This window comes from Bacillus sp. SIMBA_026 (assembly GCF_046535335.1).
GTDB classification, from domain to species: domain Bacteria; phylum Bacillota; class Bacilli; order Bacillales; family Bacillaceae; genus Bacillus; species Bacillus velezensis.
Genome location: NZ_JAWRWX010000002.1, coordinates 1,000,552 through 1,020,978, shown reverse-complemented (window position 1 = coordinate 1,020,978; position 20,427 = coordinate 1,000,552). Strand labels below are relative to the sequence as shown.

Below are 20,427 nucleotides of genomic sequence, written 5' to 3'. Positions count from 1 at the left end.
TTCTCCTTTTGTATGTACCTTTTTTTGCGATCTGCCGATTCGATCCTCCTGCATTCATGGATGGCAGGTTTGTTACAGAAAAAAAAGACCTAAAATATGTAAGGGGTGACGCCAAAGAATACACTTTGCCCTTAACACATTTTAGGTCTTGCCTGCTTTATCAGTAACAATCCTGCATGATTTACTTGTCGACATCATTCTATTAGACTCTGATTCTATTGACAACTGGTCTATTTTCCTCTTTTGGATGATAGTAAAATGAAAAAAGGCCTTTTAATATATGGGTAATTGAGACTAAGGGGTGCTCTGGGCCTAGGAAAAAACCTCTCTAAAAATGAGAGGTTATTTTTTCTTGATAGATAATAAAGCGATGGTGGCTAAAATCAGCAAAGTACCCAGCCATTCTGATATTCCGAAGGGAACATGCAGCCAGATAACAGCTAAAAAAGCTGCCGACAGCGGCTCTGCACAGGCGAGCAGGCTGGTTTCAGAGGCACTCAGATATTTCAGGCTTTCCAAGTAGCAATAAAAAGCGATGAGCGTTCCGAAAATGATGATAAACACAATCGCGGCGTATGCCGGCAAGGACCACTCGCCTTCAAATTTCCAGGGCGGGCGGATCAAGCTGAGGGCGGCCCCGCCGATCAGCATGCCCCATCCGACAATAATGGCCGATCCCCATTTCTTCAGCAGACGATGCGGCTGAAGGGTGTAAAACGCCAGTGCAAACGCCGAACTGATGCCCCAAAAGACGGCCAAACCGGATATGGACAGGCTTCCGACATTCCCGTGCGTGACCAAAATGAATGTGCCGGCAACCGCCAATAAGACGGCCAGAAGCTCTTTTGCTGAAGGAATTCTCTTTGCGCGAATCGCTAAAAAGCATGTAATGATCGCTGGCCCTAAATACTGAAGAACGGTAGCAGCGGCCGCGTTGCCGTACTCAATTGCCGCGAAGTAGGTGTATTGAACGCCTAACATTCCGAAAATCCCGAATAAAAGAAGGGGAATTCTGTCCCGTCTGTCTTTCCAAACAGCCCATATCCGTCCTTTTTCTTTGCGGTACGCGATGCCGAGCAGAAGCGCCCCTGATACCAGAAGGCGCACCGAAGTCAGCCATTCTGTATTAAAATGGCGGTGCTGGAACAGATACTGGGCAACCGTTCCCGAGACCCCCCATAAGATAGCTCCTGTCAGCACAAGCCAAATGCCTGTTGTTCGTGAATAAGAAAGAGCAGCGTTTTTTTCCAGGATAGACACCCCCGATTCTGATGTTGCGACATTAACTTACAATAATTAGAAAATGAACGTCTTATATGTGATATATTATATATTGTATATTGAATTCCGTCAAAATGATTTTTGGAGAAAGCGCTTACGAAACGGCCGTCTGATGAATGAGCAATAAAAAAACACCCCGGCGGGTTTCCGGGGTGTGTTGGTTATTCTGCAATCGCGTCTGTTAAAACAGGAACGACTTGTTTCTTTCTGGATACGACGCCTTTTAAAAGAGCCGTGTTGTTTTCTAAAGTCACGTTGAATGCTTTTTCCACTTTTGACGCTTGATCACCGATGGCAAGCGCAAGGGAATCGTTTTCCAGAATATCCGTAATCACGAGAAGGAACAGGTCAAGGTTCTTCTCGGCAATTACTTTTGAAAGAGCCGCTTCTAATTCCGGCTGCCGCTTTTTAACATCTTCAATATCAACTGTGTTGACTTGGGCGATTTCGACTTTTTTGCTGCCGAGCGTGAACTCTTTCGCATCAAGAGAAATCAGTTCGTCCACAGTTTTTTTGCTTAAGTCGGCGCCCGCTTTCAGCATGTTTAAGCCGTACTCTTCCGCATCTACGCCGGCAATTTCAGCAAGCTCTTTTGCCGCTGCGATATCTTGCTCCGTGCAAGTCGGAGATTTAAATAACAGTGAGTCGGAAATGATTGCTGACAGCATGAGGCCTGCAATTTCTTTCTCGATTTTCACGTTATTTTCTTTGTACATTTTGTTTAAGATCGTAGCCGTACAGCCGACCGGCTCAGCACGGTAGTAAAGAGGTTCCGCTGTTTCGAAGTTGGCGATACGGTGGTGGTCGATAACTTCAAGAACCTGAACGTCTTCGATATCCTTGATGCTTTGCTGGCGTTCATTGTGGTCAACAAGGATGACGCCGTTTACTTCGTTTGCGGCTGTTTCCACCAAACGCGGGCTTTCCTGTTTGAAATAATCAAGCGCGTATTGTGTTTCGCCGTTGACTTGTCCAAGGCGGACGGGCTCAGCATTGAAGCCGAGTTTATTTTTTAGATCAGCGTAGGCAATGGCAGAGCAAATGGTATCTGTGTCTGGGTTTTGATGTCCGAAAATAAGAATTTTTTCCATAATAACTCCTTGTCCTTTTTTGTAGTGTAAACAATCTTTTTATAGTTTAACACGTCTTGAGGAGGGTGTAATCTTCAAAACCTTAAAAATTGATGTGAAAAAGAAGCATTTTTGTTGAGAGGTGGGGAGGGTTGCGAGTAAAATACTGGGTAAGTCAGATGCTAATCAGCATATAGTATCAAAAAAGGTACTATGGAGGATGAAAAATGAACATATATCCGAATAAAGAAGGTTGTCCGGTTGAACTGACGCTTTCCGTTATCGGCGGAAAGTGGAAGGGTATTTTGTTTTATCATATGATCGGCGGAAAAAAGCGGTTTAATGAGTTTCGGCGCATTTGCCCCAGCATTACGCAGCGTATGCTGACGCTTCAGCTTCGCGAGCTTGAGGCGGACGGCATCGTGCATCGCGAGGTATATCAGCAGGTGCCTCCAAAGGTGGAGTATTCTCTTACCGAATTCGGCAGGTCGCTGGAACCGATCGTTTTGCAAATGAAGAAATGGGGAGATGCCAACCGGGAGTTTCTCGAGGCATACCGGGAAAAAACGTCTCCTCAAGATCAGTCCGCTCAAAAATAAGAAGCAGCAAAGGATTAAATTCCTTGCTGCTTTTTTTTATTTCATCGCGATGGCCTTTCTGGCGTTGCGCACATCATTCTTCAGCAATTCGCTCAGGTTGTAAGCCGGATATTGACCGCGTTCTTCCATATACTCAAAGACCATTTGATGCCACTTGATGGCCGTGTTTAAGTGCTTGACGAAAACGTGTCTTAATTGAGGTGTGGCCGTCTCTGTAATGGCTCCGGCGTAATTGCGCACAGATGTTTTGGCCAGGATGAGCAGGCCGCCGCTGTAAAAGGAGGAATCAGCGCGCTCTTCTGTTTCATCTTCACGAAAAGCGGGAGCTTCAGGGAAGAAAGGAAGCAGTTCACGCAGATTTTGTTCCAGCGAATGGATGGAAAATCTGTAAAGCTGTTTTAATGTGGCATCGCTTACGTCCCGCTCTGTTCTTTTTAATTTCACAAGTCCGTTTGCCTGGAAAGCCACTAACTCATGCAGTTCTAACGTTTCATGCCATGCTAATGTTCTCCGCTCAGTCATGGTGTAAGAATCTCCTTTATCCTTCATTTTCACTTTCAGCATATGCCCCGGTTCCGATGTTGTTCCTGATGTTTTGAAGTTTCCAGAAAGGGAAACTCAATGTAAAGGAAATACGAAATAGAGGTGAAACTATATGTGGGACATGATAAAGAACTTCTTCCTTTTCAGCAGCGGGGTTTTGCAGGCGACCACTCTCTTACTTATCGTTATCGTCTTGTTATATGTACGAAAAACCAAAAAGAAAAACAGAGATACTTCTGGTTTCATGGATGATCAGGATCACTGATACAACGGGCATTCTTTCACTGGGATGTCCGTTTGTCTGTTTTCATGTTTCACATGGAACATTGCGGATGTCCGCGCTCATTTTACTTGCGATTTCGACTTATGTTAAAATATATACGTGTATTTTGGAGAGTTTATGGAAAATTCAGGTCTTGAAAGAGACATTGCGGCGTCAAAAGAGCAGTCGTCTAAGCTGCTCTTTTCTATTCGTATGTTCGAATGATACAAGGTTTGAGGTGAGTAAGTGAAAAATACAAGGGCTCTAATAGAAGGCGCCATTTTGATCAGTATTTTTGCAATCATTTCCCTTTTGGTCGTGTACCTCCCTTTACTGGGGGCAATTCTTCTCTTTGCTTTGCCGCTGCCGATCATTCTTTACACCATTCGGCACGGTCTGAAGCCCGGGGTATGGATGGGGCTTGCCAGCCTTCCTGTCAGCTTTATTGTAAGTTCGTTTACCGGGCTTACAGGCGCTTTTACGGCGGCCTGTACGGGAATCGTCATGGGATATTATTTTAAAAAGAAACAGCCCGGCTATGCGGTTGCTGCCGGCGCTATTGCGTGTATGCTGTGCGGTGTCGTTATTTTTGTGTTCAGTATCGTGTTTCTTAATATGAATGTGGTTGATACCACCATGTTCCAGCTTCGAGAGTCGCTGTCTTTAGCAGAAACCATGTCAAAACAGCTCGGTTACGGAGATCAGTTCGGGAAGCAGATCAAGCTGATGGAAAGACAGCTGAGCACGCTTCAATATCTTTTTCCGACTGCGCTTATATTGACCAGCATTGTTTCTGCTTTCCTCAGTTATGCTATGGCAAGGCCGTTTTTAAGGCGTTTTTTCCCTGATCTTCCGAAGATGAAGCCTTTTAGAGAGCTCAAACTCCCACAAGTCGTTGTTATTTTGTACTTTGTTGTGACGATATTAGGGTTTCTGCATTTAGAAAAAGGGCATATGATGTATTCGGTTTCATTGAATGGGGGACATATTCTCAGCTTGCTGATTTGTATTCAAGGGTTAGCGTTTATTTTTTTCTATTGCCATGAGATGGAGATGCCGAAAGCCGTGCCTGTATTAGCGATTGTGCTGGGGGTGCTTTTCCCGCTCATCTTGTCCGTGTATCTCCTCTTAGGCATCATTGACATAGGCTTTAACATAAGAAATAAGGTGACGCGAAATTGAGTGTGACTTACAGGTGGGGAGTTGATAGAAATGCCTAGTTTTTATGAAAAACCGTTGTTTCGGTATCCCATCTATGCATTGATTGCATTGTCAATCATCATAATCCTCATCAGCATTTACTTTAACTGGCTGATAGGAGCCATCGGCGTTGTGCTGCTCGCCGTGATCTTGTTTTTCATTAAGCGTGCGGATTCTCTAATCAGAAAAGAAATTGACGATTATATCTCCACGTTATCGTATAGATTGAAAAAAGTAGGCGAAGAGGCATTAATGGAAATGCCTATCGGGATTATGCTGTTTAATGATCAATATTACATTGAGTGGGCGAATCCGTTTTTGTCTTCCTGTTTTAATGAAAGCACGCTTGTCGGACGCTCGCTATATGACACATGCGAGGCCGTCGTGCCGCTGATCAAGCAGGAGGTCGATTCGGAAACGATCACCTTAAATGAGCGGAAGTTTAAAGTAGTGATTAAAAGAGATGAGCGCCTGCTTTATTTCTTTGATGTGACAGAACAGATTCAGATTGAAAAGCAGTACGAAAATGAGAGAACCGTGCTGGCATATATCTTCTTAGATAACTATGATGACGTCACACAGGGGCTGGACGACCAAACGAGAAGCACGATGAACAGCCAGGTCACCTCATTATTAAATGCGTGGGCGCAGGAGTACGGCATTTTTCTGAAACGGACGTCCTCGGAGCGGTTTATCGCGGTGTTAAATGAACACATTTTAACGGAGCTTGAAAACGCGAAATTTTCGATTTTGGATGAAATCCGAGAAAAAACATCCGTTCACACTGTATCTTTGACCCTCAGCATCGGGATCGGCGCATCGGTTTCTTCCTTGAAGGAGCTTGGAGATCTGGCGCAGTCCAGCCTCGATTTGGCTCTCGGCCGCGGAGGCGACCAAGTGGCGATCAAAATGCCGAACGGCAAGGTGAAATTTTACGGCGGCAAAACGAATCCGATGGAGAAGCGCACAAGGGTGCGCGCCCGGGTGATTTCTCACGCGCTCAAGGAAATTGTCTCAGAAAGCAGCAATGTCATTATCATGGGGCACAAATTTCCTGATATGGACGCGGTCGGAGCCGCAATCGGAATATTGAAGGTGGCGCAGGCCAACGGCAAAGAAGGCTACATCGTCATTGATCCGAACCAGATAGGATCAAGCGTTCAGCGCCTGATTGAAGAAATTAAGAAATATGAAGAGCTGTGGTCGCGGTTCATCACGCCGGAAGAGGCGATGGAAATTTCAAATGATGACACGCTGCTTGTCGTCGTTGATACACATAAACCATCCCTTGTGATGGAAGAGCGTCTCGTGAACAAAATCGAGCACATCGTTGTGATTGACCACCACCGCAGAGGCGAGGAATTTATTAAAGACCCGCTGCTCGTTTATATGGAGCCATACGCTTCATCCACCGCAGAACTCGTGACGGAGCTGCTTGAATACCAGCCGAAGCGGCTCAAAATCAATATGATTGAAGCGACGGCCCTGTTAGCTGGTATAATAGTGGATACGAAGAGCTTTTCCCTTCGCACGGGCTCGCGGACGTTCGACGCCGCTTCTTATTTGAGAGCGAAAGGCGCAGATACGGTTCTGGTGCAGAAAGTTCTCAAAGAATCCGTCGGTTCTTATATCAAGCGGGCGAAACTGATCCAGCATACGTCTCTTTATAAAGAACATATCGCGATTGCTTCTCTTCCTGAGAACGAAGAGGAGTACTTTGACCAAGTGCTGATTGCGCAGGCGGCTGATTCCCTCTTATCGATGAGTGAAGTGGAAGCTTCATTTGCGGTAGCCAGACGGGATGAGCATACGGTGTGCATCAGTGCGAGATCGCTGGGCGAGGTCAATGTGCAGATTATTATGGAGGCGCTGGATGGCGGAGGGCATTTAACCAATGCGGCAACCCAGTTATCGGGCATTTCTGTCTCAGAAGCGCTCGTCCGGCTGAAGGAAGCTATTGATGAATATTTTGAGGGAGGCGTTCAGAGATGAAGGTTATTTTCTTACAAGATGTAAAAGGTAAAGGAAAAAAAGGCGAAATGAAAAACGTAGCAGACGGTTATGCACATAACTTTCTCATTAAAAAAGGCCTCGCTGTCGAAGCAAATGCGACAAACATCAGCGCATTGAAAGGACAGAAAGAAAAAGAGAAAAAAGAAGCGATTGCCGAGCTTGAAAGAGCGAAAGATTTGAAAGAAACGCTTGAACAGCTGACTGTTGAGCTGAGTGCCAAATCCGGTGAAGGCGGCCGTCTATTCGGATCTGTCACAAGCAAACAAATTGCAGAAGCGCTGCAAAAAACGCATAAGATTAAAGTGGATAAACGGAAATTGGAGCTCCAAGACGGTATCCGCACACTGGGATATACAAACGTCCCTGTAAAGCTGCACCCTGAAGTTCAGGCTGTGCTGAAGGTTCACGTAAAAGAAGAAGCGTAATACACAATGAAAAACCCGCCGATCCGGCGGGTTTTTTTCATGTCAGCAGACGGTGCAGCGCAAGAAAATGATGAGATTGTTTCATTTCCGATCATCACCAGAGTGCATATTATATTACATCATAACGAAGGATGTGTCGGTATGAAACGATTTTTTTCTGAAACATATTTTAATAATCCGGAGAATAAAAAGGCGCTGGAGCATTATCCGCTGATCGGAGACGGAAAAGACGGGGAAGTCTACCGCTTAACACACGACAAATGCGTAAAATACTTCTTTGAAAAAGGGACATGCAAGAAGGAATTGGCGGCTTTAAAGACCGGACAAGGTTCCCCGGTGATTCCAAGACTGTATGAATACGGAGATCGTTATATTGTGATGGAATATGTCCAAGGCACCTCTCTTGCCCGCCATATCAGAAAAGAAAAATCCCTGTCCGTCAAACTGACTGCTGATATTTTAAATATGCTGGATGAATTAAAAAGAATCGGTTTTACCAGATGGGATGCCGAAATCAGGCACATTCTGATTAACGAACACGGAAATCTTAAAGTCATCGACCATAAAAGAGCTTTTTCCGCCATTACCCGGTTTCCCGTAAAACTATTAAAAGGACTGGACAAATACGGCTTGGCGGATGAGTTTTTGAACACTATAAAAAAATTAAATCCGTCACGTTACCTGGAATGGCAGCCGCACATGTAAGTTTCTGAAAATCCGCATATGTAAGTTTCCTTTTTTTAGGGTCGTCATATGATATTTGTAACATTTGTTTGGTGGAGTGTGGAAAAAATGGCAGAATACATTATGGTTATCGGCGCTCATCCCGATGATGAACTATTGGGAGCAGCGGGCACCATAAAACGGCTGATCAATGAAGGATATAAAGTGATTTCCATTATTACGGCATTAGGAAGAAAAGAAGAAGCTCATCATATTAAACAATTAGGCGAACGCGCGAATCAAGAGCTTGGAATTGAGAAAGTCATCTTTTTGGAGCATACGAATTTAGAGCTGGAATGTATCCCGCTTCATAAGCTTGTCAAAGAATTAGAGCAGCTCATTCGCGTCTATCAGCCTGATAAAATCTTTACACATCATTACGGCGATATCAATATGGACCACCAGAGAACATTCCAAGCAGTTTTAACAGCCGCCAGACCGCTTCCGAATCAAAAGCCTATCGAACTGCTTACGTTTGAAACGCTATCTTCAAGCGAGTGGGAGAGAAATACGGCTGATAAACTCTTCAAGCCCAATTACTTCGTCAATATCACAGACACAATGGATGCCAAACTCGCGGCGCTTCACCACTATGACGTAGAAATGAGGGATTACCCTCATCCCCGTTCATATGAAGGCGTAAAACATTTAGGAAAAGTCAGAGGGATGACGGCGGGTGTGGAATACGCTGAAGCTTTTGAAGTCGTGCGGAGGATCTGGAAATGATCAAGACATTTTCCGTCCCGTATCCGTATATGGTTCAGACGCTTGACCGCTACTACGGGGTCAAAACGCGCCCTCAAAAAAAGGCGGCAGTAAAGACACAGTTGAAACATGAACATCATATTCCGCGGTTATACAGGAAAAAAAAGAAGTTATCCATTTTGATTGCCACGTTTTGGGACTACCCGCACACGGGCGGTTTATCTAACTATATTAAAACGCTTAGTGAAGGCCTGAAAAAGAGAGGTCATAAGGTGGATGTCATATCCCCTAATCTGTTTCCGTCCGCACAGGTAAAAGAACTGCGGGCGGCTGTTGTTCCGAAATTAAAAGATTTCTTTAAAGACAGATATGGGGATTATAACGATCATATTTTGAAAAATAATCGGCTGATGTTTATATACGAGCAAATGCTTCAAAAGATTCATTTGGAAAAATATGATGTGTTTCATGCTCAAGATTTATTTACAGCCAACATATTAGGCAGGTTCAATCAAATCTATAAGAAACCTTTATTTTTCACACCGCATGGCATGTTTACTTTCAACAGACTTAAATTTCACATCTTTAAAAAAGGATCGGTAGAAGAGTTTTATTATAAAAAACTAGAGATGAAAGCCATTGAATACGCAGATCGCCTGATTATTATCAGCGATACGTTCCGCAGCCCGCTCATGAAGCTCGGAGCCGAACAGGAAGACATGGCAACGGTGATCACAGGAATCGATTACGATGCAAAAACAGGCGGGAAAAGAAAAACCCCGATACCGAAAAATAAGATCATCATCGCGTGTATTGCAAGATTAGGCCCGAGAAAAGGTCACAAATATTTACTGGACGCACTTTCGAGAATTCCGTCTGATGTACTCGAACATGTTGAAGTGCTGATCGCTGGCGACGGAGAGATGAGGAGCGCCTTAGAGGAACAGGCTCGAAAGCTGAATCTATCTATGGTTTCCTTTTTAGGAAAAAGAGATGATGTTCCCGCTATTTTGAATATGACGGACATATTCGTACTGCCGACCATTAATGATAGTCTGCCTATTTCGATTATTGAAGCGATGTTCAGCGGCTCGGCTATCATCGCGACCGATTGCGGGGGTATTCCGGATCTGATCCGCCATAACAAAACGGGGCTTATTGTCGAGCCGGGAAATGCAAAGGTTCTTGCCCGGGCTTTAGCGTTTTTTATCACTAACAAATCTGCGCGGAAGATAGCTGCTTCAAACGCAAGGGCCTACGCGGAGAAATATTTAAGCAGTGAGACGATGATAAAAAATATCGAATCGATTTATCAAAATACCATCAAGCTCGGAGGGAGATCATGAAACATGAACATGCAGCCGTTGTACTTGATTTCAGTGCAAACGGGATTGGGATCATTCGCAGCCTGGCCCGAAGAGGAATCGATGTTTACGCGTTTGACACGGAGGGACCTTATCGTATCGGAAAATCAAGATTGGCAGATTGCGGGATATGTCCCAGCCCTTTAACACAAGAGGAAGAACTGCTGACATTTCTGACTGATTTCGGGAAGCGATTCCAAGCAAAGCCGGTTCTGTACGCAGGATCTGATGATTATGCGGGATTTATATCTAAATTCCGCGAGACATTAGCCGGTTTTTTTTTATTTTTGCTCCCGAGCCACTCTCTGTTAGAAACGGTTTTAGATAAAAGCAAAGCATATGAATTAGCGGTCAAGCATAACATCCCCTGCCCGAAAACCTTTTTTCCGAACAACCAGGATGAGCTGGAAGAGGCCATCGCCAATATTGACTTCCCGTGTATTTTAAAACCGGTGGCCGGCCATGAATACAGAAAAAAAGTAAACAAAAAAGCAATTGTAATGAAGGATGCCGCACAATTGCGCAAGGAGTTCAGCTCCTACAGAGAAAATGGAGAACTGCTCGTGCAGGAGATCATCCCTGGAGACAACCAGTGTTTTTATAAAGTCGCCACTTTTTATGATGACCAAATGAAATTAATGGGCTTATTCTCTCTGCAAAAGAACCATCAATTCCCTGCAGATTTTGGCGCGGGGGCCCACGTCGTCAGCAAACGGCTTCCTGATTTGATCGAGAAGACCCTGCCGTTTTTTGAAGCGATTCAGCTGAAGGGAGTAGGCATGGCGGAATTTAAAAAGGATCCCCGGGACAATGTTTACAAGTTTATCGAAATTAATCCGCGCTTTTGGCTCAGCCATAGCCTGACAGAACCGGCAGGCGTTCATTTCGTTTACATGTACTATCTGTATTTGACCGGACAACATGTGAAGCCCCAGCTCGAACAAAAAGACGGAATCAACTGGATTTATGAGGTGCGTTACTTCTTAACGTTTTTGAAGAAACGAAAAAGAGGAGAAATGACGTTCCGGGATTTTTGGAAAGGGTGTAAAGGAAAAAAAGAGTACGCTCTTTTTGCTTGGAATGACCCGATGCCATTTATCAGAAACACTTGGTCTCATCTCAAAAACAGCTGGAAACGGAAGCGGAAGGAAGATCGGCATGTATGAAAAGGATCTTATGTATGGCGCATTTCAAAAACTGAGAATTGACGAAAAACTGTCGTATTCGTTCGGTGAAAGGGCCGCGGTGAATCCGGATGACATCACGTGCCTGAAATCGACGGACAGAAGCGCCATTTATAAACTGTCTGTAAAGAAAAAATCGGGAACTGTTCCGCTGATATTGAAGGTATATAAATCTTCCCGTGAAAAAAACAAGGTCGAGATTAATATATACGGGAAAGCCCGTTCTGTTTTAGGGGATTTGCTGCCGGACATCTATCATATAGAAGAAAGTGACCATGAAACGTGGATATTTATGGAGTTTGTCAGCCAGATCAGGGGACAGCTTACATTTCACCCGAAGCATTTCAAGTATATTATTCCGTCTGTCGCAGAACTGCACAGCCGCACCTTTGAAAACAAGAATATTTCTGACGGTAAATGGCGGTCGTGGCTGCCGGTATACGAATCGGAAACCATGAGAAAAGGGCGTAAAAAGCAGATCAAAAAGACAGCGGAATTATTGGATAGAGCTCTTAAAGATGAGCGCACAAAAGATATCGTGAAGCCTCATTATCGGCAAATCACAAACTTGCTTAAGCAGGAGGAGCCGGATTTTTTCCCTGAATTGATACAAAACGGCTCAGCCATCACACACGGTGATCTTCATATGCAGAATATCTGCACCCACGATGCGTCCGGAGATGAACCGTGGGATATTCAATTCATCGATTGGGAATCCGCAAAATACGCACCGGTTTGGTTTGATATGACGGTGCTGGTCGAAATTCTGCTTGGCTTCAGAAAAGATTGGAGCCGGCACGCAGAAGATATTCGGACGTATTGCGTAAAAGTGTATACGAAAGAAATGAAAAAGCGGGGCATTCATTTTCAGACCCCTCCTATGACGCTTTATAAAATGGCTTATTTGCAGAGAACACTTGAGAAAGGGCTTCATACCCAATTGCGGAGAATCTTCGACAATCGGGGAGGGGAACTGCTGCCGTATCATGTTGACAAAGTGTCAAAATGGGGACGGGAATTAGGATTATAAGTTTGAGAGAGGGGGAGCGGATGTGAAAGAAGAGATCGGCAAGCCGAACGGTCTGGTGCCTCTAGCCTTATTGCGCGTCATGGATCAATTTTACGGGATCGAACATCAAAGTGAGCCAGAGATGCTGTATTCGTTCTGTGCGGAAGGAAAAAGCTCCCCCAAACGAAAAAAGCCATTGCGTATTCTGTACGCAACCTTTCTCCGTTACCCGAATGTCGGAGGGTTGGCGAGTTATATCACGTCAATTAAAACGGGTTTTGAGCGCATCGGTCATCAGGCGGATGTCATCTCGCCGCTCCAAATGCCGCCATCTTTTTTTCAGGAAGATATCCCGCGGGCCGCTGACGAGATCAGAGCGTTTCTTGTTGGCAGATACGGCGCCGCAAACGAAAAGTTTGTGAAGAATCTCAGCTATTTACATGTCTTTCAAAGATTTTTGAAGGAGAAAGACTTAGAACAATATGACCTGTTTCACGCGCAGGATTTATTTGCGGTATTTTTGCTGGGATACCTTAATCAAACGTATCAGCGTCCTCTTTTTTTCACGCCGCACGGACATTTTACGAAAAGCCGGATGAAGTTTCATAAAATCCAAAAGGGTTCAATAGAAGAGGCATATTTCAGTGAAATAGAAAGGCAGGGTATTCGGGCTTCGGATAAAATCATTACAATCAGCGACTCCTTTCACGAGCCCTTGCTGGAGTACGGAGCGAAGGAGACTCAGCTGACGACTGTTCATACCGGTATTCACATTCAGGATGCCCCTGAGCCAAAACGTGCTGAAAAGCTCGTGATTGCGTGCGTTTCCCGTCTGACCGAGCGAAAAGGACATGATGTGCTTCTGGACGCTCTCGCACACATCCGGCACCATTTATCCGGAGTCGATATATGGATCATCGGAGACGGCAACATGAGAGGGTTTCTGGAAGAAAAGAAACGGAAACTGGGCCTCTCGAATGTGTTTTTCCTCGGAAAACGACGTGATGTGCCGGCGCTTTTGGCTGAATCATCTATATTTGTCCTGCCGACATTGAATGATAATTTCCCTATAGCGATCATTGAAGCGATGTTCTCAGGTCAAGCCATTGTCGCAACTGACTGCGGAGGAATCCCTGAGATGATCCGGCATGAGGACACAGGGCTTATTTGTCAGCCCGGCAACAGCCGCGAACTTGCTGATGCTCTCGTAATGCTGATTACGGATCAGTCTCTCAGGGAACGGCTTGGAAAAGAAGCGCGCTCCTATGCGGGCCGGCATCTGCGTCAGGAACTGATGGTTTCAAAAATAGAAAGTATTTATCAATCATTTTTCTGAATGATACCGGCGCCGCATGACAGGTGCTTCAAGAGCAAAATAAAGAGGCCGGTGTTTAACTATCCAGCCCCTTTCCGAGCTATTTTTTCATCTGATACAGAGTCTGCTGACTTTGTCCGCCCGGGCCGCCTGTCATTCCTTGCCGGGCTGAGCTTGTTTTTTCGGTGCTGTATGGGTCAGCTGAGATTTTTGTGCCGTTCTTTTTAATCCATGAGACAAGCTTTGTGTTGCCTGAACTGTTTCCGGATAATAAGAAATATTTCACTTTTCCTTCGTCAACAAGTTTTTTCAGCTGCGAGACGGTTAAAATCGGATCGGTTCCGTTAAAGCCTCCGAGTGCCATAACTGATTCATTCGTATGGATGATATAAGGCGCAGCAGTCACCGTGGTGAGCGTTGCAAACAGATATTCCTCACCTGTCTGATGCTTTTTCAAATAAGACAGCAGGCCTGTATCCACTTCAGAGGTGAACATATTGCCGCCGTTTGAGCTTTTCAGCTGCGGGCCGGATTCGGGTATGACGCTGTTTCCGCCGTAAAGGATCGGCGTGGCTGACCAGTACAGCGGCGTGAGCATCAACACACACATGGTGATCACGGTCAGTTGTCTGCCGAACGGCTTGTGTTTCATCACAATGAGGGCAATGACAGTGCCGAGCCCCAACAGTCCGAGGATGTACATCCAAGCGCTGCCGATCTGGTTTGTATACCCGCTTACGATGAAGACCTGAAAACCGGCGGTGAGAAAGACACCCGCAGGCAGCAGCCAGCCCGTCCAGCCTTTATCATGCTTGTATAAATCATATAAGGCCCGCCAGCCGATTCCGGAAAGGGCTGCGATCGGAGGCGCCAGCATGATTAAGTAGTACGGATGGAAAAAGCTTGCGATGCTGAAGAAACCGGCGGCCGGCACAAGCCATGCTGTCCAAAACATCGTTTCTTTCATTTCCTCCGCTTTTTCCCGGCGGTTTCTGTACCAGCTGATGACGGCGCCGAACAAACCGGTGAGCGCAAAAGGCAGCATCCAGCTGATTTGCCCTGACAATTCAGATTGGAAAAGCCTGAGCGCACCCGGGGTTCCGTTGCCGTACATGTTCATACTCATGCTTTTTCCGCCGCCGGGGCCTTGTGAGCCGCCGTTTTGTGCCGGAGGAGTTCCGCTTCCTTGCGGTAAGGCCGCGTTCTGTCCGGATGGCTGCCGGGGCATTTGAACCTGCCCGTTTTTTCCCTGAGGAGCGCTGCCGCCCATTGCCGGGCTGTTCGTTCCCGGAGGCTGCATGCCCATCCCTTCCTGCATCACGCTTTTTCCGCCGGTCATGCTGCCGTGAGAAAGGCCCGTCGTCTGCCCGAGCAGCCGTTCCGTCCCGTTATATCCGAATGCCAGCTCCAGCACGGAGTTTGTCTGGCTGCTGCCGATATAGGGGCGGCTTGATGCGGAAATGGAATCAACGGCTGCCGCCCATGAGACGGAGAGCGCCAGTAGAACGGCTGAAGAAGCGAGAAGTGAGATCAGTTTTTTCTTAATGGATGTGTGTGATGCAATGAGATAAAAAAGCAGAAAAGCCGGAAGCACGATGTAGGCCTGCATCATTTTCATATTAAAGGCAAGACCGACAAGTGCGAATGCGGATAAGAGCCAAATGATTTTGCCGCGTTTCACCGCGCGCATCAAACACCAGGAACCGAGAAGCAGTGTAAAGACGAGCATGCTGTCGAGATTATTCGTCCGGCTGACGGCCGCCGCAATCGGCGTCAGCGCCATGACAAGAGCGGCGATTCTGGCCGCGCCCGTGCCGAACGAAGGCTTTATCATGAAATACAGCAGCAGAACGGAACCGAGCCCCGCCAAAGCCTGAGGAAGAATCACGCTCCATGTATGTACGCCGAAGACCAAAGCGAAAATCGTTTGAATCCATAAAGCGACAGGCGGTTTGTCTACCGTGACAAAGCCGGACGGGTCAAAGGATGCGTAGAAGAAGTTGTGAAAGCTTTGCGTCATGCTTTTGACGGCAGCCAAATAATACTGGTTGGCGGCATCATCCTGCCAAATGCCGTACATATTCAAAGCCGCCGCTGCTGATAAAATACCGATAAGAACGATGTCCAGTCGTTTTGTTTTCAATGGTTTCACCTCTTTTGTGACCCCATTGTAAAAAATAAATATGAAAAAGTTATGAATAAACGATAACGATTCAAAGAATGTTTTACCAAAATTTTCTCCACGAAAAAAGAGTCGGAAAGCCATCGCTTCCGCCTCCCGCACATATATATGAGAGAGCAGCCTTTATTTGTGATCGTTCTCTTTTTGGACTTCAGCTAATTTGGCAAGCAGAATGTGCTGAGGCATGTGCATGATTCTCTCAAGCGGCACATTCAGTGATTCTGCGAGCTTTTGCGCCGTTTCGGCGGAAATTTGCAGCGGTTTCATGTGATCACTCCTTCCGTTTCTTTATTGTACTAAAATCAGAAATCGATCGTAAGAGGATATGACAAAGGAATGGAGGTTTGAAAAGCGGAGCTTTATAACAGAATGGGGGAGGTTTTTTATGCAATCGCCATTGATGTTATTACAGCTGAAGCTGGCTGATTATCAGAAAAAAGCCGCAGAACTGCGGACAATTGACGAATTTATCATACTGAAACAGACATTGCAGGACATGATGAAAGTATTCGCCGCCTGTGAAGAATGGGAGCTGTATCAAAAAACGGCCGATCTCATGGCGCAGACGGTGCTGCACATCCGTTTCATCGAATAAGAAAAGCCCTCGCTCGGGCGAAGGCTTTTCTTAAAAGGACCGTTCTTCTTCAATGTTTTTATGCTGATCATAAATGACAAGCTTAGACGGGCTGTTCTCTTTAGCCGTCTGCTCCGCTTTCTCGATCGCCGCGTCCTTTGATGTATAAAGAGCCGTCGGCGCCACATTTTCCACCTTCACAAACCATCCGTCCGCATCAACACTGGGTGTTACTGCATATGTTTTCATCCTTCTTACCTCCTGGTTTCGATTTATTTATCAGTTTCCCGGCATTCGGAATGGTGAAACACGCAGCCGCTGTTTGACAAATATAGGGAAAGTGATATTTTTCTATTCTTTTTCATGAGAAATGGTAAAATGGAGTTTGGATATTTTTTAAGGAGAGGACGGTGCTTAGCATGACAGACCTTCTGAATGATCGGCTGCCGCCGCAAAACATAGAAGCTGAGCAGGCCGTGTTAGGTGCTGTTTTTTTACAGCCGTCTGCGTTGACACTGGCTTCTGAAGTGTTGATTCCGGATGATTTCTACAGAATGTCACATCAAAAAATTTACAATGCCATGCTCGTGCTCGGAGACCGCGGTGAACCGGTTGATTTGGTCACGGTAACGTCAGAGCTTGCGAATACCGATTTGTTAGAAGAGGTGGGAGGCGTCTCTTACCTGACGGACATCGCGAATTCCGTTCCGACAGCGGCTAATATAGAATATTACGCGAAAATCGTTGAGGAAAAATCTATTCTCCGCCGTTTAATCAGAACGGCGACCTCGATTGCTCAAGACGGGTATACGCGCGAGGATGAAGTTGAAGATTTATTAAGCGATGCGGAAAAAACGATTATGGAGGTCGCGCAGCGAAAAAATTCGGGCGCCTTCCAAAATATTAAAGACGTGCTTGTGCAAACATACGACAACATTGAGCAGCTTCACAACCGGAAAGGCGATATTACCGGGATTCCGACTGGTTTTATCGAGCTTGACCGGATGACGGCGGGGTTTCAGCGGAATGATTTGATCATTGTCGCGGCCCGTCCGTCTGTGGGGAAAACGGCGTTCGCCTTAAATATTGCGCAAAACGTCGCCACCAAAACGGATGAGAGCGTCGCGATATTCAGTCTTGAGATGGGTGCCGAGCAGCTTGTCATGCGTATGCTCTGCGCCGAAGGGAATATTAACGCCCAAAATCTCAGAACGGGAAATCTGACGGAAGAAGATTGGGGCAAGCTGACGATGGCGATGGGAAGCCTGTCAAACAGCGGTATCTTTATAGATGACACCCCCGGCATCCGCGTCAGCGAAATTCGTTCAAAATGCCGCCGGCTGAAGCAGGAAAACGGATTGGGCATGATTTTAATTGACTACTTGCAGCTCATTCAGGGAAGCGGCCGTTCAAGCGACAACCGCCAGCAAGAGGTATCGGAAATTTCACGGGCGCTAAAAGCGCTGGCGCGGGAGCTTGAAGTCCCGGTCATCGCTCTGTCTCAGCTCTCCCGGGGTGTTGAGCAGCGGCAGGATAAACGTCCGATGATGTCAGATATCCGTGAGTCGGGAAGTATTGAGCAGGATGCCGACATCGTCGCCTTCCTGTATCGTGATGATTACTATGATAAAGAATCCGAAAACAAAAACATCATCGAGATCATTATCGCCAAACAGCGTAACGGCCCGGTGGGCACCGTCTCACTGGCTTTTGTGAAAGAATACAATAAGTTCGTAAACCTGGAAAGGCGCTTTGATGACGGCGGTGTTCCGGCAGGTGCGTAAAGCCTCAAGCAATGTCTTGAGGCTTTTTTTCATCCGAAAGAATGAGAGAATGCCGTCCGTTCGGCAGACGAAAAAAAGAAAGCGCTTTTATATAATGGCATTAAGGGAGGGATGATGATGACAATTGAATTTCCGCAATTTCAAGCGGCGCAAATCCGGATTGCCCGGCCGACCGGACAGCTTAAGGAAATCATCAGATTTTATGAAGAGGGCCTCGGGCTGAAAAGGGTCGGCAGCTTTTCCGGACATGAGGGCTACAGCGGCGTCATGTTCGGCCTGCCCCATACGCAATATCACTTGGAATTCACCGAAGAAACCGGCTCGTCTCAGCCGGCGCCCGTTCCGCACGGCGACAGCCTGCTTGTCTTTTACATCCAGGATCAGCAGGAGGTCATTCGCATCAGCACGAAATTAAAGCAGATGGGATATGAGGAAAAAGCACCCGAAAACCCGTACTGGAAAGAAAAAGGCGTGACCATCGAAGATCCTGACGGCTGGCGGGTCGTCCTGATGAATACAAGCGGCATATAAATGACTGTCTGAAGAACCCTGATTACGGGTTCTTTTTCTTGTTAAAGCATGAAAGTTTCGGGAGTAATAGATAGCAAATGAAAGAGAAAACGCTTTTAATCATGTTTAAGGCGAACAAATATAGATTAATAAGATTTAAACGTTCGGATTTACGATTGACTTTCTGTTTCGGCACTGATACACTTAATTTGTTTGAATGAGATATCGTTTTGAAAGGTTAACGGAGGTGCACGGATATATGTCTTCAGTAGTCGTAGTAGGTACGCAGTGGGGCGATGAAGGAAAAGGTAAAATTACAGATTTCCTATCAGAAAATGCAGAAGTGATCGCACGTTATCAAGGCGGAAACAATGCAGGACATACCATCAAGTTTGATGGCGTCACGTACAAGCTTCATTTAATCCCATCAGGAATTTTTTATAAAGAAAAAGCGTGTGTCATCGGGAACGGAATGGTTGTTGATCCGAAAGCGCTCATAACGGAGCTTGCGTATCTTCATGAACGCAATGTGAGCACGGATAACTTGAGAATCAGCAACAGAGCCCACGTCATTCTTCCATACCATCTGAAACTGGATGAAGTAGAGGAAGAACGCAAAGGGGCCAACAAGATCGGCACAACGAAAAAAGGCATCGGACCTGCTTATATGGACAAAGCGGCGCGGATCGGCATCCGGATCGCAGACCTGCTAGATCGTGACGTGTTTGCAGAAAAGCTTGAACGGAACCTTGAAGAGAAAAACCGTCTGCTTGAAAAAATGTATGAAACGGAAGGCTTCAAAATTGAAGATATTCTGGATGAGTATTATGAATACGGCCAGCAGATTAAAAAGTATGTATGCGATACATCCGTCGTCTTAAATGACGCGCTGGATGAAGGCCGCCGCGTTTTATTTGAAGGCGCTCAAGGGGTTATGCTTGATATTGACCAAGGGACATACCCGTTTGTCACTTCATCCAACCCGGTCGCCGGAGGGGTGACGATCGGTTCAGGCGTAGGCCCGACAAAAATCCAGCACGTCGTCGGTGTATCTAAAGCGTACACAACCCGTGTCGGTGACGGTCCTTTCCCGACTGAGCTGAAAGATGAAATCGGGGATCAAATCCGTGAAGTCGGACGCGAATACGGCACAACGACAGGCCGTCCGCGCCGTGTCGGCTGGTTTGACAGCGTTGTTGTCCGCCACGCCCGCCGCGTCAGCGGAATCACAGATCTTTCTCTGAATTCAATCGATGTGCTGACTGGCATTGAAACATTGAAAATCTGTGTCGCTTACCGCTACAAAGGTGAAGTGATTGAAGAATTCCCGGCAAGTCTGAAAGCTCTCGCAGAGTGTGAACCGGTATATGAAGAAATGCCTGGCTGGACGGAAGATATCACAGGCGCAAAAACATTAAGCGATCTTCCTGAAAATGCGCGCCATTATCTGGAACGCGTGTCTCAGCTGACAGGTATTCCGCTTTCTATTTTCTCTGTCGGTCCCGATCGTTCACAAACGAACGTCATCCGCAGTGTATACCGCGCTAACTAAGAATTTGCAGCAAACAAGCCTCCGGTCACGGAGGCTTGTTTTTTTATGTAGGAAAAAAATAATAGATTTTTTTCAAAAAAGTAGTTGCCACTTTCGAATGTTCTATGATATTATAAATCTCGTTGTTACGGA

21 protein-coding genes are annotated in these 20,427 nt (G+C 46.1%); 15 read left to right on the top strand and 6 right to left on the bottom strand.

Annotated elements, in window-relative coordinates; genetic code table 11:
- Positions 1-342: 342 nt before the first annotated feature.
- Complete coding sequence (locus tag SB847_RS15930) at positions 343-1,260, bottom strand: DMT family transporter (protein WP_326150851.1); 918 nt, start codon at positions 1,258-1,260, stop codon at positions 343-345.
- A gap of 182 nt (positions 1,261-1,442) precedes the next feature.
- The gene (locus SB847_RS15925; RefSeq protein WP_224223942.1) at positions 1,443-2,372 is read right to left on the bottom strand and encodes a manganese-dependent inorganic pyrophosphatase; all 930 of its coding nucleotides are present in this window, start codon (positions 2,370-2,372) and stop codon (positions 1,443-1,445) included.
- A gap of 206 nt (positions 2,373-2,578) precedes the next feature.
- Here SB847_RS15925 and SB847_RS15920 point away from each other — a divergent pair, with 206 nt between their 5' ends.
- Positions 2,579-2,950, top strand: coding sequence for a winged helix-turn-helix transcriptional regulator (locus SB847_RS15920; protein ID WP_007615010.1), 372 nt, complete (start codon positions 2,579-2,581; stop codon positions 2,948-2,950).
- Positions 2,951-2,986: 36 nt separating this feature from the next.
- Here SB847_RS15920 and SB847_RS15915 read toward each other — a convergent pair whose 3' ends face one another.
- Entirely contained in the window at positions 2,987-3,472 is a 486-nt protein-coding gene (locus SB847_RS15915; protein WP_410564438.1) for a spore coat protein, read from the bottom strand.
- A gap of 133 nt (positions 3,473-3,605) precedes the next feature.
- Between SB847_RS15915 and SB847_RS15910 the strand changes: the two genes are divergently transcribed.
- The 10 genes from SB847_RS15910 to SB847_RS15865 all read left to right on the top strand — a co-directional run bounded on the left by SB847_RS15910 (position 3,606) and on the right by SB847_RS15865 (position 13,714).
- Positions 3,606-3,758 (top strand): hypothetical protein, encoded by a 153-nt coding sequence (locus tag SB847_RS15910; RefSeq protein WP_004393059.1) that lies wholly within the window; start codon positions 3,606-3,608, stop codon positions 3,756-3,758.
- 243 nt (positions 3,759-4,001) lie between these two features.
- Entirely contained in the window at positions 4,002-4,937 is a 936-nt protein-coding gene (locus tag SB847_RS15905; protein ID WP_045209464.1) for a YybS family protein, read from the top strand.
- Between the two features lie 30 nt (positions 4,938-4,967).
- Positions 4,968-6,947, top strand: a complete 1,980-nt coding sequence (locus SB847_RS15900) for a DHH family phosphoesterase (protein ID WP_007407911.1) — start codon at positions 4,968-4,970, stop codon at positions 6,945-6,947.
- Positions 6,944-7,393 carry a 50S ribosomal protein L9 gene (rplI, locus tag SB847_RS15895; RefSeq protein ID WP_004393063.1) on the top strand — a complete coding sequence of 150 codons (450 nt, stop codon included), beginning with the start codon at positions 6,944-6,946 and terminating at the stop codon, positions 7,391-7,393. Before SB847_RS15900 ends, rplI begins: the two co-directional genes overlap by 4 nt.
- A gap of 6 nt (positions 7,394-7,399) precedes the next feature.
- Positions 7,400-8,098, top strand: coding sequence for a kinase (locus SB847_RS15890; protein ID WP_079891823.1), 699 nt, complete (start codon positions 7,400-7,402; stop codon positions 8,096-8,098).
- Between the two features lie 87 nt (positions 8,099-8,185).
- Positions 8,186-8,842, top strand: coding sequence for a PIG-L deacetylase family protein (locus SB847_RS15885; RefSeq protein WP_077723106.1), 657 nt, complete (start codon positions 8,186-8,188; stop codon positions 8,840-8,842).
- Positions 8,839-10,167 (top strand): glycosyltransferase family 4 protein, encoded by a 1,329-nt coding sequence (locus SB847_RS15880; RefSeq protein ID WP_410564346.1) that lies wholly within the window; start codon positions 8,839-8,841, stop codon positions 10,165-10,167. The genes SB847_RS15885 and SB847_RS15880 overlap by 4 nt, the downstream gene beginning before the upstream one ends.
- Entirely contained in the window at positions 10,164-11,351 is a 1,188-nt protein-coding gene (locus tag SB847_RS15875) for a carboxylate--amine ligase (RefSeq protein ID WP_007614989.1), read from the top strand. The genes SB847_RS15880 and SB847_RS15875 overlap by 4 nt, the downstream gene beginning before the upstream one ends.
- Positions 11,344-12,399, top strand: coding sequence for a phosphotransferase (locus SB847_RS15870; protein WP_410564343.1), 1,056 nt, complete (start codon positions 11,344-11,346; stop codon positions 12,397-12,399). The genes SB847_RS15875 and SB847_RS15870 overlap by 8 nt, the downstream gene beginning before the upstream one ends.
- Positions 12,400-12,421: 22 nt before the next feature.
- A complete protein-coding gene (locus tag SB847_RS15865) occupies positions 12,422-13,714 on the top strand; it encodes a glycosyltransferase family 4 protein (protein WP_410564341.1) in 1,293 nt (430 codons plus the stop codon).
- Between the two features lie 79 nt (positions 13,715-13,793).
- Here SB847_RS15865 and SB847_RS15860 read toward each other — a convergent pair whose 3' ends face one another.
- Both SB847_RS15860 and SB847_RS15855 read right to left on the bottom strand, forming a co-directional pair.
- Positions 13,794-15,836, bottom strand: a complete 2,043-nt coding sequence (locus SB847_RS15860; RefSeq protein ID WP_410564339.1) for an ArnT family glycosyltransferase — start codon at positions 15,834-15,836, stop codon at positions 13,794-13,796.
- 162 nt (positions 15,837-15,998) lie between these two features.
- The gene (locus SB847_RS15855) at positions 15,999-16,142 is read right to left on the bottom strand and encodes a YycC family protein (RefSeq protein ID WP_083061893.1); all 144 of its coding nucleotides are present in this window, start codon (positions 16,140-16,142) and stop codon (positions 15,999-16,001) included.
- Between the two features lie 118 nt (positions 16,143-16,260).
- Between SB847_RS15855 and SB847_RS15850 the strand changes: the two genes are divergently transcribed.
- Complete coding sequence (locus SB847_RS15850) at positions 16,261-16,470, top strand: hypothetical protein (RefSeq protein ID WP_015418617.1); 210 nt, start codon at positions 16,261-16,263, stop codon at positions 16,468-16,470.
- Positions 16,471-16,500: 30 nt separating this feature from the next.
- Here SB847_RS15850 and SB847_RS15845 read toward each other — a convergent pair whose 3' ends face one another.
- Positions 16,501-16,698, bottom strand: coding sequence for a DUF2188 domain-containing protein (locus SB847_RS15845; protein ID WP_007407900.1), 198 nt, complete (start codon positions 16,696-16,698; stop codon positions 16,501-16,503).
- A gap of 170 nt (positions 16,699-16,868) precedes the next feature.
- Here SB847_RS15845 and dnaB point away from each other — a divergent pair, with 170 nt between their 5' ends.
- The 3 genes from dnaB (at position 16,869) to purA (ending at position 20,295) form a co-directional block, all read left to right on the top strand.
- A complete protein-coding gene (gene dnaB / locus SB847_RS15840; protein ID WP_004393100.1) occupies positions 16,869-18,233 on the top strand; it encodes a replicative DNA helicase in 1,365 nt (454 codons plus the stop codon).
- Positions 18,234-18,350: 117 nt separating this feature from the next.
- Positions 18,351-18,764 carry a VOC family protein gene (locus SB847_RS15835; RefSeq protein WP_319465608.1) on the top strand — a complete coding sequence of 138 codons (414 nt, stop codon included), beginning with the start codon at positions 18,351-18,353 and terminating at the stop codon, positions 18,762-18,764.
- Positions 18,765-19,002: 238 nt separating this feature from the next.
- On the top strand, positions 19,003-20,295 hold the full coding sequence (gene purA / locus SB847_RS15830; RefSeq protein WP_012118894.1) for an adenylosuccinate synthase: 1,293 nt from the start codon (positions 19,003-19,005) through the stop codon (positions 20,293-20,295).
- The last annotated feature ends 132 nt before the right edge of the window (positions 20,296-20,427 follow it).